Raw genomic sequence first — 11,609 nt, 5'->3', positions numbered from 1 at the left:
TCGCTATGGTTTGATCAGCGCAAGGAACTCATGACGTTCTTGCTGGCTAATATTTGACAGAGGCAAACGAACTGGCCCCACGTTAAAGGTGCCTTTTAAGCAACCCGCTTTGGCTTTTTGGTTATAATTACCTGACTCCATGGAATAAATGGCTGGGTAAATCTCTTGCATGATCTGCTTAGCCTTTGCCCAATCCCCTTTTTGCGCGGCATTAAAAATCGCCACTTGCTCCGCAGGGAAAACGTTACCCGCACCGGCGATCCAGCTTTTCGAGCCCCAGAAGAAAAAGTCCACAGGTTGGTCATCACAACCGCAAATCACTTCAAAGTTCTTAAATGGCGTTTGTAGCAGATGCAGAGCGCGGCTAAAGCTGCCACTGCTCTCTTTGATAGCCACAATATTGTCGATTTCAGCCAATTTCACCACGGTATCTAACTCAATTTCGATACCAATACGGGCTGGGAAGTTGTACATAATGATTGGTAACGAGGTGGATTTCGCCACTTTTTCGTAATGAGCATAAACGCCGTTTTGATCCGGCAGGCTGTACGGAGGTGGCGACAGCATCAACCCTTCGTAGCCTAATTCTTTCGCTTGTGCTGCGCGTTTAATTGCGCCCTCGGTAGATAAGTCATTAATCCCTGCGATCAGCGTCACACGCCCTTTGGCAATTTTGCTGACCGTAGTTAATACGGTTTTACGTTCATCTTCATTTAACGTGTAATACTCACCCGTGGTGCCGCAGACAACTAACCCAGTCACACCACTGACGATCAGTTTTTCGGTTAACTCTGCTAACGCCGTGATATTCAATGAAAGATCATCATGAAACGGAGTGACTAACGGAACAAGGATGCCATGAAAATTCATTATAATTCTCCTGAATTAAAGAAAGCGCTTAATCGAAAAAGGTGAGCAATCGAGCGGTGTCGGTTGCCCGTGGATCATGTTATTAACGATATCTGCGGTAATTGCCGCTTGTGTTAGCCCTAAGTGTTGATGCCCAAAAGCAAAAACATACGGGCCTTTTTGGTCTATGACCGGTAAGGAATCTGAGATAGTGGGACGAAAACCCATCCATTCACTGGTATTCTGGCTATCCAATGGCGTTTTTAGCATTGGGTTAGCTAACGGTAAAAAGTGACGAGCGCGCTGCATATTCGGTGGGCGTTTTAGTCCTGCATATTCCACCGTACCCGCAAGACGTAACCCACCGTTCATCGGCGTCATAATAAAGCGGCGGTCCATACTGGAAATGGGAATTGATAAACGCCCTTTTTCATTTGGTAGCATCAAGTGATAACCGCGCTCCGTTTCTAACGGCACATTAATGCGGCTCACCATCTTCACTAACGATTTCGAAAATGCACCACCCGCAATCACCACTTTATCAGCGATAAATGTGTTTTGTGATGTGGTTAAACGAGCTTGACTCGCTGATGACGAATCAATCGCCGTGACTTCACACTCAGTCAGAACTTTTCCCCCCAACTGTATGAATGCTTGGGTTAAGCGCTCATGCATTAAGGCGAGATCCACCACATGCCCAGTCTCGGGGTAGAACAATCCACCGATTTGGTTATTGGCAAGTTCAGGTTGCTGTGCCAACAGTTGGGATTGATCCCATAATTGGTTATGCACCCCCATGCTATTTAAATACTCACCGTGGCGACGCAGTTTTTCGAGGGTCGGCGGTTTCTCAGCCACCAGCAAAGAACCTTGGATTTTGACTAAATCCTCTAACTGCCACTGCTTAGAAAATGCCTGCCATGAAGCCAATGACGCCCCATTGAGCATGGAGAGAACGTGGTGAATATGCATAAACGGTTTGTGGCGCATATTGCCCAACAATTTCAGTAACCATGGTGTGAGCGGCAATATATAACGCCAATCAATACGCAGTGCGCCTAACGGGTCGAGCAACATGCTAGGAATTGATTTCAAAACGGAGGGGTCTGCCACAGGAAAAACCTGCTCCGTGGCGATATGCCCTGCATTGCCAAATGAAGCACCGGATCCAATTTGGTTTTTGTCGACCAATAAAACATCCGTGCCTTGATTCTGGACAGATAACGCAATACTGAGTCCGACAATGCCACCACCCACCACAATCACAGAATATTTGTTATCCATTGGCTTACCTCACTCCACCGTGATCCCAAAGCGGAACGGGTCGTTTTTATCGATCAACAAGGTATTTTCGCCGCTGATATAGGCATTTCCGCGAATAGTCGGGATGATGCCATTAGCATCTGCAATCTGATAGCTAGCTTGGAATTGGCTACCGATGACACTTGCCTGACGCCAAATTTTGCCTTCCGCGAGTTTGTTGTCTGCCGCAAGACACGCCAGCTTGGCACTTGTTCCCGTACCACAAGGAGAACGGTCATAGGCACCGCCCGGGCATAAAACAAAACTTTGGCTATCCGCATCTTCGCAATGACCAAATAGTTCGATGTGGTCGATTTCTTGGTTATCTTTACCAAAAATACCTTGGTCAACGAGGGCTTGTTTGATTTTCAAACAGATTTCAGTCAGCGCCTTCGCGTTCCCATACTGGATAGCGAGTGGTGAATTTTCGACGAGGAAAAACCAGTTTCCTCCCCATGCAATATCCCCAGTCACTAGCCCAACCTCCGGCACGTTGACTTGGACGGCTTTGCGATAGCGGTATGCGTAGACGTTTTGAATGCTCACGCTACCATCTTCATGTAATTTAGCGGTCACATCCCCGACAGGGGTTTCAATTAAATGCTCCCCGTAACCTATGCGCCCTAAGTAATGCAATGATGCGACCAAACCAATGGTGCCGTGACCACACATACCTAAGTAGCCTTCGTTATTAAAGAAAATCACCCCGGCGGCAGCTTTCGGATTCACTGGTTTGCAAAGTAATGCACCCACTAAAATGTCATTTCCACGCGGTTCTAAAATTGTCGAGCAGCGCCAATGATCATATTCCGTACGTAATTTTTGCAGGCGCGACGCCATGTCTGCATTCCCTAAATCAGGAAAACCCTCAATCACTAAACGTGTCGGTTCTCCTGCGGTATGAGAGTCAATGACTTCAATTTTCTTATATTTACTCTGCATCAGTTCATCCTTATTAATATCATTTGTTAATAGAATGCTTGATTTATGTAAACAACTCTTGATATCTTTCGAATCAACCCATGCGTATTTCTGCACAATTTAAAAACATTTCAGATAACTATTAAAATTAGTTGAATGCATTGGAGCGCAATATGATTGATTTAAATAAACTGTTGTTGATTAGTCAGGAAAACATGCTTTTCCCCGTAGATAATATTAATAATTTGTTAAATCATCTTGGGCTGGTGATGCCACTGATTAATACGCTTCCGAATGTGACTTTCTTCGTCAAAGACCGTAATGCCAAATACTTACTTGCCAATGAAAACTTGGCTAAACGATGTAAAGTTGATCAACCAAATGGCGTAATAGGAAAAACTGCAGAAGATATCTTCCATGCAGATTTAGGCCAAAGTTATAGCTCTCAAGATTATTTGGTTATGCAGAAAAAAATCAGTGTTATCAATAAACTGGAATTACATCTCTATAAGGCTGGATTATTAGGCTGGTGTTTAACAACCAAAGTGCCGATTTTTGATACTAAAAATCAGGTTATCGGTGTTGCTGGAATTTCAGTGGATTTGCAGGATGAAAAATCAGTGAGTCCAAAATTAAATGGTCAATTGGGACGCGTTGAACACTATATTAGTCAGAATTTTGATACTGCCATTAAAATAACGACTCTGGCTAAGATTTCAGGGTTGTCATTATCACAACTCAATCGTCAATTTAAAACGGTATTTCATATTACTCCCCAACAATATATTCAAAAGAAACGCCTTGAACACGCGATTGAATTATTAGAAGAGGACTATTCGATTACGGATATTTCCATTAAATGTGCCTACGCCGACCACAGCGCATTCTGCCGTAAATTTAAAGAACTCACTAATATGACCCCAAGCCAATTTAAACGCATGCGTTCTACTATTAATCATAAGTGCAATGATAATAAAGCCTCTCATGAATTAGATATGGCTTATTCTATTTAACCCTCAGTAAACGCGCATTTTCTTTAAAGGCTGCGCGTCTTTTCTTTTTTGAAACACGCGAACTTTTTTCTATCCATTCCCTCTAAATTCTCAGTTGTTCTTTTAGAAAGAAACCGTTGAGTCTCTTTTTGTTGCCACTATGAATCACTGTAACGATAAATTGCTGCCACGATGCATAGTTGTCACGATAAATAGTTGTAACAGTGAACTTAGGACAGCTCTTATTGCAGCTAAAACATAATCGCGTATTGATATAGCACTAAACTGCACACTATGCGGCATATTTTAAGGATGAGTGAATGACCATTTATGATCTGAAACCGAAGTTTCAGAATCTGTTACGCCCTATCGTTCGTCAGCTCTTTGAGGCGGGAATTACAGCCAACCAAGTCACCCTCGCAGCATTAGGGTTATCCATTATCGTTGGCGCTCTATTAGCCATTTTCCCTAGCCCTTATTTGTTTATCCTGCTGCCGTTTGTCCTTTTTATTCGTATGGCGCTCAATGCTATTGATGGCATGCTGGCACGTGAACATAACCAAAAAAGTCACCTTGGCGCAATGCTAAATGAGTTAGGCGACGTCATTTCTGATGTTGCCTTATACCTGCCTTTCGTGCTGATTTTCCCGCATGCATTTTGGTGGATTTTACTGATCCTATTCCTCAGCGTTTTGACTGAATTTATCGGCGTCATTGCTCAAGCGATTGGCGCATCTCGGCGTTATGATGGTCCCGTAGGCAAAAGCGATCGTGCTTTTGTTTTTGGCGCGCTCGGGTTGTTTGTCTGTATTTTTCCGCAACTGATGACTGCAAGTTGGATCAATATCCTGTTTGTCATCTTTGCCTTGCTGTTGTCCTATACCTGCTATAACCGTATTCGCCGCGCACTGACTGAATTAAGTGCAGTATCGGAAAATAATTAAGGAATAATTATGAACGCTCAAACTGACTATTCGACTCAGCGTCCTGTTGTCGAATCTCAATTTACCACCAGTGATCATACCAATTTGTTTTATCGTTATTGGCCAACTGAACAAATCACCGATAAAGCCATTATTCTATTTCACCGTGGTCATGAGCACTCTGGTCGTGTTGCGCATTTAGTGGATGAGTTGAACCTCCCTGATTTTGCTATGTTTGCGTGGGATGCTCGTGGACACGGTCGCAATGAGGGTCCGCGTGGCTACAGCCCATCGCTAGGCACTTCCATCCGTGATGTGGATGAATTTGTCCATTACGTATCAGAGCAATATCAGATCCCTCTCGAAAACATTATTGTTATTGGTCAAAGTGTCGGAGCCGTTTTGGTCTCTACGTGGGTACATGACTATGCACCTAAAATCCGTGGTATGGTGCTAGCCTCCCCCGCATTTAAGGTCAAACTGTACGTCCCATTTGCCCGTACAGGCTTAGGATTAATGCAAAAAATTCGCGGTTTGTTCTACGTGAATTCTTATGTAAAAGCCAAGTTTTTAACCCACGATGAGCAGCGTATTCACTCGTTTAACAATGACCCACTGATCACGCGCCCAATTGCCGTGAATATTCTACTGGAACTGTATACCACCGCAGACCGTGTGGTAGCGGATGCCGCGGCCATCACTTTGCCAACTCAGTTGTTTATTTCTGGTAGTGACCATGTGGTACACCATAAACCACAGCATCAATTTTATGAGCGTCTAAATACCTCAATTAAAGAGAAGCATATTCTTCCTGGTTTTTATCACGACACATTAGGTGAAAAAGAACGCCATATTCCTATCGAAATGATCCGTCAATTTGTTGATAAATTATTTGCACTTCCTCTGTATCAACATGATTATCAGTTCGAAGATACCTGGAGCACCAGTGCCGACGCATTCCGCTCATTGAGTGTACCGCTGCCTAAATACAGCCCGAAAAACCTTGCTTATAAAATCATGAGCAAATCGATGAGCACATTAGGCAAAGCATCTGAAGGTGTACGTATCGGCTACGATAAGGGTTTTGATTCCGGCTCTACCCTCGATTATGTCTATCGCAACGAGGCGCAAGGTTCCGGTCTATTTGGCCGTATTATCGATAGGCAGTACCTCAACAGTATTGGCTGGCAAGGGATCCGCCAGCGTAAAGTCAATATTGAAAACATTATTCGCCAAGCTATTCGTGAACTGACTAATAACGGGAAGCCTGTTCACATTATGGATATTGCCGCGGGTCAAGGTCGCTACATTTTTGATGCCATTAATGACTACGGAAAAGTCGATTCCGTTCTACTGCGCGACTACAGCCCAATTAACGTTGAGCAAGGGCGTTTACATATCAAAGAGCGTTACTTGGAAGATAAAGTTCGCTTTGAAGAAGGTAACGCATTTGATGCAGACGATATCGCGGCAGTTTCTCCTGCGCCGACGTTGGGAATTGTCAGCGGTCTATATGAGCTTTTCCCAAGCAATGAGCTGATCCGCACTTCCCTTGATGGGCTTTCGCGTGCCATTCCATCCGGTGGACTACTCGTCTATACCTGCCAGCCGTGGCACCCACAGGTAGAGATGATCGCACGAGTGCTGCCAAGTCACCAAGGTGGGCAAGCGTGGGTAATGCGCTGCCGTAGCCAAGGCGAAATGGATGCTTTAGTCGAAGAAGCTGGCTTCGAAAAAATCACGCAATCCATCGATAACTGGGGCATTTTTAGCGTTTCCCTTGCAAGGCGCCGTTAATAATTTATCTTTTTAACCAACAGGTTATTGGTATCATCACCAATAACCTGTATTTTTATCTGCTCAGCTCTCATTTAGCCTGCAAATAGCTCACTTGGCTTGCAGATGACTGATTGATGTACCTTCAGTGCATCGAGAGGCTATTAATAAGGATAGGAACCGAACCCATGCTCCATTTAGCCCAAGATACGCGCCCGACATCACGACGCCAGATTTGGCTCTATGGGTTAGTTTGGTTGCTATTTTTAGCCCCTTTTTTCTTTTTAACCTATGGGCAAGTCAATAATTACACCGCGACACTGCCTAATGTGCCTTCTTATGTATACGGATGGGAAACACACATTCCATTTTTGCCATGGACCATCATCCCCTATTGGAGCATCGACCTGTTCTATGGGCTTTCCTTGTTTGTCTGTGTTACCCGCCGTGAGCAATGCATCCATGGTTTGCGTTTAGTTGCAGCCTCCCTCATCGCCTGTGCCGGCTTTTTACTTTTTCCACTTAAGTTCAGCTTTCCTCGCCCTGAAACCAATGGGGCATTCGGCTGGATGTTCGATAGCTTAGAGCTGTTTGACTTACCTTATAACCAAGCCCCTTCACTGCATATTATTTTACTGTGGTTACTATGGTTACGCTTCCGAGCACATACTCCAACTCAATGGCGCTGGTTACTGCACAGTTGGTCAATCCTTATTTTGTTCTCCGTTCTCACCACATGGCAGCATCATTTTATCGATGTGATCACCGGCTTCGCCGTTGGTGTCATCATCAGCTACTTGTTACCCATTAACACTCGCTGGCAATGGCACTACACCGGCAGCCCTCGTAGCCTGAAAATAGCAACAAACTATGGAGTGGGCGCTATCACCTGCTATGCTCTCGCCTTTTTCGTGCAAGGTGCAACATGGTGGCTCCTATGGCCTGCAATCGCCTTAACTTTCGTCACACTAGGCTATTTAGGTGCTGGTGCTTCGGTATTCCAGAAAACAGCCTCTGGACAGGTTTCTCCTTCTGCCACATTAGTTTTACTTCCTTATCGCCTGATCGCTTGGGGTACCTATCATTACTATGCCAAGCGCTGCCAGCAACCTAGTATTGTGAACGAAAAAATAGTTTTGGGAGGACGCCCGTTATATCCACTGCAAACTCAAGCCGTTCTCGATATGACTTGCGAGTGGCCTCGCAATAACTACAGCCAAGGTAAAAATTATTGTAGTCAGCCACAGATTGATTTGTTACCTCTAAGCCCCGAGGATATTGAGAAAGCCGTTATGACCATGGATAGACTCGCCCAAAGTGGTTCGGTGTATGTTCACTGTAAGTTAGGCTATTCCCGTAGTGCGACGGTTGTAGTGGCTTGGATGGTGCATCAAAATATGGCGGAAAATATCGATGAGGCAATCGCTCATGTGGAACAAGTTCGCCCTCAGGTGATTTTAAATTCAGCGACTGTTGAACAGTTACATCACTGGTATCAGCAATTTCATGTACGGAGAACACACCAATGAGTTCACTGATGGATAAAAACCGTGGAGATGTGATTGTGGTATTCACCGCAAGTTGGCGCTATTTTGCCGTCGGTGCCATCCTCGCGTTGTTAGGGCAATTCGCTTTACTGCTTCATGATTCGATATCACATTTTAGCCTCGCGGTGAGTGTCGGGCTATTTTTTGCCAGCCAATACTTTATTTTCCGCCTATGGCTCGACCACCATTTCTTCACGCTGATTTATCGTCAGGGAGATACCCAAGCCTTCGATGAAGCCCTTGGGCTGCTAGTTCCTCAATCCTCAGCGAATCCAAATAGGGAAAACCGAAGCATGGAAAGTCGCTGGGAAGGCACTCGCAAATTATTTCAGCGTGCCAGTTATTGCGTGGTTCTCTTGTGGGGATGGTTATTATTTTCGCTTATTTTTTAGTTTGTTTTGGGTGGTATTTAAATAAACGGTAAATTGACTATTAATTAATTATCACACCTTTTAACTTGCTGTTTAAAATAGCAAATCGATAGTTAATAATTATTTTAAATACGTTTAATGATATTTAACGGAGTAAATAACGCTTTTTTACTTTTGATACTGAAAACGTTATGATAATTGTAGTTTCATTGATAAATAACACATTTTTTTGATTCAGTTAGGCGTATCCTCATATCTTCATTTCGTTTATTTTTCACCCTGTTATTTTGGTAGGGTTTTTAATGAGTACAAAAAATATTAATAGATTGCGCCCTTTTAGCGCATTGATTGATTCCTGTTGGAAAGAGAAATACACCGCAGCCCGCTTTATGAAGGATTTAATTGCGGGTATTACCGTTGGGATTATTGCAATTCCACTGGCTATGGCACTCGCTATAGCCAGTGGTGTTCCGCCTCAATATGGTCTTTACACCGCGGCCATTGCGGGGATTGTCATTGCAATTTCGGGTGGTTCCCGTTACAGCGTTTCTGGTCCAACTGCGGCCTTTGTGGTTATCTTATACCCCGTATCCCAACAATACGGGCTTAGTGGCTTATTAGTCGCGACATTAATGTCAGGGATTATTTTGCTGGCGATGGGTTTTGCTCGCTTCGGTAAATTTATCGAATATATTCCTGTGTCTGTCACACTTGGTTTCACGTCGGGGATTGCGATTACGATTGCGACCATGCAAATCAAAGATTTTTTTGGTCTGCATATGGAGCATGTTCCTGAAAACTATGTCGATAAAGTGATTGCGCTGTCTAAAGCATTTCCAACCTTACAATACAGTGACACCTTGATTGGGCTTGCAACTTTATTAGTGCTGATTTTCTGGCCTAAACTCAAAGTTCGCCTACCGGGACACTTGCCTGCAATTATTGTCGGCACCCTGATCATGTGGGTGCTAACCCTATTTGATATTCAGGTGGAAACTATCGGTTCTAAATTTAGCTATTTATTACCGGATGGAACTCAAGGTAACGGTATTCCACCTATTCTGCCGCAGTTTATGTTGCCTTGGGAGTTACCGGGTAGTGCGCCCATCAGTTGGTCGATGATCACTGCATTGATGCCTGCCGCTTTGTCGATGGCTGTTCTTGGTGCAATTGAATCCCTATTGTGTGCCGTCGTGCTCGACAACATGACGGGGAAAAAACACCATTCCAATAGTGAGCTTATTGGTCAGGGATTAGGGAATATTGCTGCTCCATTCTTTGGAGGGATCACCGCAACTGCGGCGATTGCCCGTTCGGCTGCAAACGTCCGCGCAGGTGCAACATCCCCTATTTCTGCCATTGTGCACTCTATTTTAGTATTGCTAACCCTGCTTATTTTAGCACCGTTGCTCTCCTATTTACCGCTCGCAGCTATGTCCTCACTGCTACTGATTGTGGCGTGGAATATGAGTGCCGCTGGCAAAGTATTTACGTTGATCCGCCGAGCGCCAAAAGATGACATTATTGTTTTACTGCTGTGTATGTCATTGACTGTCCTATTCGACATGGTTATTGCTATCACTGTCGGGATTGTTATCGCATCACTGCTGTTTATGCGCCGAATTGCCAATATGACACGAGTAACCCAACTACCAGAGACTCAAGAAGATAAAAGCCTGCTAGTTGTACGAGTGAATGGTCCCCTGTTCTTTGCTGCCGCAGAGCGTATTTTTGATGAGCTGCGGGTAAAAAGTCACGGTTATGAAACGATTGTGATGCAGTGGGATGCCGTACCCGTATTTGATGCAGGGGGGCTAGAAGCCTTCCATAAATTTATTGATATCGTTCGTAAAGACACCCACATTATTGTGTGTGACATTCCATTCCAACCACTGAAAACATTAGCGCGTGCCAATGTTCGTCCGATTGATGGCGTGCTCAGCTTCCAAAATTCACTGAAAAGTGCATTAGAAGAAGTTCATCAGATTCAGGAAAATAAAAAGCAGCTTCAGTCATAACAGTGCTACCGTGTTATTAACTTAACGCTGACAATAAAAATGCCGCACTGACTTAACAAGGGCGGCATTTTTAATTCCATCATGTACGCTAAAAATCAGTAGCAGTACATTTCATTACCTTCGGTTTTACCTAATTCACAAGCCATCGCACGGAGTTTTGTCGCTTTCTGCTCGTCATCTCTGACGGCACCATTGTTACCATCATTAAATTGAAATGAAGCCATACCTTCTGCAAAGCCAGCGAAGGTTAATGCATCGGCTTTCGCAAACCATTCCAAGGCTTTTTTCTCATCTTGCGGCACCCCATTACCATCATAATAAATGATTCCTAACCATAAAGGCGCATTAAAATAATCTTTGTCATTTAACGCACTGACTTCCTCAAGTAGCGTAATGGCGCGCGGGTAATCAACGTCACCTGACTCAGGTGTAATCAACGTTTCTGCTAAACTTATCTTCCCTCGAATACTCCCACCAGCAACGGCTTTAGTCGCATATTCACGAGCTTTGACAAATTCCTCAGTAAACGTTCTGTCTCCACTAATTAACGTAATATCCGCCAATAATGAATACGCATCTGCATTGCCTGCTTGTGCTGATTTCTCTGCCCATAACTTGGCATTGTTTTGGTTTTGTAATACACCAATTCCCGACAAATACATTCCAGCTAATTCATATTGCGCTTTAGCGTCATTGTTTTGAGCCGCTGTTTTGGTCTGTTCAAATATTTTTTTATCTTCAGGCGTAATATCGTATTGCGCCATTGCATGTAGTGAGAACATTAAACCCACCGCGCCTAAGCAAAATTGGCGGCTGGTATTTTTAATAACAGAGAGGATTGGGTACATAGGTGCCTTATTATTATTTATAAAAGTTAATTCGTATGAATAAATGATATTTTTAAAACGGT

Annotated in this window: 10 protein-coding genes; 6 read left to right on the top strand and 4 right to left on the bottom strand. The window is 44.0% G+C overall.

The features are described 5' to 3' along the window. Positions 1–3: 3 nt before the first annotated feature. The 3 genes from dapA to HFU86_RS08635 are packed head-to-tail and all read right to left on the bottom strand — an operon-like array spanning position 4 to position 3,093. Positions 4–870 carry a 4-hydroxy-tetrahydrodipicolinate synthase gene (dapA, locus tag HFU86_RS08645; protein ID WP_187129046.1) on the bottom strand — a complete coding sequence of 289 codons (867 nt, stop codon included), beginning with the start codon at positions 868–870 and terminating at the stop codon, positions 4–6. 15 nt (positions 871–885) lie between these two features. Continuing rightward, positions 886–2,133: an NAD(P)/FAD-dependent oxidoreductase gene (locus tag HFU86_RS08640; RefSeq protein WP_187129045.1), complete on the bottom strand. Its 1,248-nt coding sequence runs from the start codon at positions 2,131–2,133 to the stop codon at positions 886–888. Between the two features lie 9 nt (positions 2,134–2,142). Further along, positions 2,143–3,093 (bottom strand): 4-hydroxyproline epimerase, encoded by a 951-nt coding sequence (locus tag HFU86_RS08635; protein WP_187129044.1) that lies wholly within the window; start codon positions 3,091–3,093, stop codon positions 2,143–2,145. Between the two features lie 152 nt (positions 3,094–3,245). On the opposite strand from HFU86_RS08635, the gene HFU86_RS08630 reads away from it, so the two are divergent. The 6 genes from HFU86_RS08630 (at position 3,246) to dauA (ending at position 10,699) form a co-directional block, all read left to right on the top strand. Continuing rightward, a complete protein-coding gene (locus tag HFU86_RS08630; protein ID WP_187129043.1) occupies positions 3,246–4,085 on the top strand; it encodes an AraC family transcriptional regulator in 840 nt (279 codons plus the stop codon). 299 nt (positions 4,086–4,384) lie between these two features. Then, a complete protein-coding gene (locus HFU86_RS08625; protein WP_036954608.1) occupies positions 4,385–5,008 on the top strand; it encodes a CDP-alcohol phosphatidyltransferase family protein in 624 nt (207 codons plus the stop codon). Between the two features lie 9 nt (positions 5,009–5,017). After that, positions 5,018–6,784 (top strand): bifunctional alpha/beta hydrolase/class I SAM-dependent methyltransferase, encoded by a 1,767-nt coding sequence (locus HFU86_RS08620; RefSeq protein WP_187129042.1) that lies wholly within the window; start codon positions 5,018–5,020, stop codon positions 6,782–6,784. 167 nt (positions 6,785–6,951) lie between these two features. Further along, positions 6,952–8,292 carry a phosphatase PAP2/dual specificity phosphatase family protein gene (locus HFU86_RS08615; RefSeq protein ID WP_187129041.1) on the top strand — a complete coding sequence of 447 codons (1,341 nt, stop codon included), beginning with the start codon at positions 6,952–6,954 and terminating at the stop codon, positions 8,290–8,292. Beyond that, the gene (locus HFU86_RS08610; protein ID WP_187129040.1) at positions 8,289–8,702 is read left to right on the top strand and encodes a hypothetical protein; all 414 of its coding nucleotides are present in this window, start codon (positions 8,289–8,291) and stop codon (positions 8,700–8,702) included. The genes HFU86_RS08615 and HFU86_RS08610 overlap by 4 nt, the downstream gene beginning before the upstream one ends. A 281-nt stretch (positions 8,703–8,983) precedes the next feature. Continuing rightward, on the top strand, positions 8,984–10,699 hold the full coding sequence (gene dauA, locus HFU86_RS08605) for a C4-dicarboxylic acid transporter DauA (protein WP_187129039.1): 1,716 nt from the start codon (positions 8,984–8,986) through the stop codon (positions 10,697–10,699). Positions 10,700–10,794: 95 nt separating this feature from the next. Here dauA and HFU86_RS08600 read toward each other — a convergent pair whose 3' ends face one another. After that, a complete protein-coding gene (locus HFU86_RS08600; protein WP_108478209.1) occupies positions 10,795–11,547 on the bottom strand; it encodes a tetratricopeptide repeat protein in 753 nt (250 codons plus the stop codon). Positions 11,548–11,609 lie beyond the last annotated feature (62 nt).

Source organism: Providencia sp. JUb39 (assembly GCF_012272845.1).
GTDB lineage: Bacteria > Pseudomonadota > Gammaproteobacteria > Enterobacterales > Enterobacteriaceae > Providencia > Providencia lanzhouensis.
This window is presented reverse-complemented; position numbering and strand designations above follow the sequence as displayed.

Excerpts from the sequence above, each read along its gene's own strand:
- dapA (WP_187129046.1), bottom strand. The coding sequence starts at position 870 with ATGAATTTTCATGGCATCCTTGTTCCGTTAGTCACTCCGTTTCATGAT.
- HFU86_RS08640 (WP_187129045.1), bottom strand. The coding sequence starts at position 2,133 with ATGGATAACAAATATTCTGTGATTGTGGTGGGTGGTGGCATTGTCGGA.
- HFU86_RS08635 (WP_187129044.1), bottom strand. The coding sequence starts at position 3,093 with ATGCAGAGTAAATATAAGAAAATTGAAGTCATTGACTCTCATACCGCA.
- HFU86_RS08630 (WP_187129043.1), top strand. The coding sequence starts at position 3,246 with ATGATTGATTTAAATAAACTGTTGTTGATTAGTCAGGAAAACATGCTT.
- HFU86_RS08625 (WP_036954608.1), top strand. The coding sequence starts at position 4,385 with ATGACCATTTATGATCTGAAACCGAAGTTTCAGAATCTGTTACGCCCT.
- HFU86_RS08620 (WP_187129042.1), top strand. The coding sequence starts at position 5,018 with ATGAACGCTCAAACTGACTATTCGACTCAGCGTCCTGTTGTCGAATCT.
- HFU86_RS08615 (WP_187129041.1), top strand. The coding sequence starts at position 6,952 with ATGCTCCATTTAGCCCAAGATACGCGCCCGACATCACGACGCCAGATT.
- HFU86_RS08610 (WP_187129040.1), top strand. The coding sequence starts at position 8,289 with ATGAGTTCACTGATGGATAAAAACCGTGGAGATGTGATTGTGGTATTC.
- dauA (WP_187129039.1), top strand. The coding sequence starts at position 8,984 with ATGAGTACAAAAAATATTAATAGATTGCGCCCTTTTAGCGCATTGATT.
- HFU86_RS08600 (WP_108478209.1), bottom strand. The coding sequence starts at position 11,547 with ATGTACCCAATCCTCTCTGTTATTAAAAATACCAGCCGCCAATTTTGC.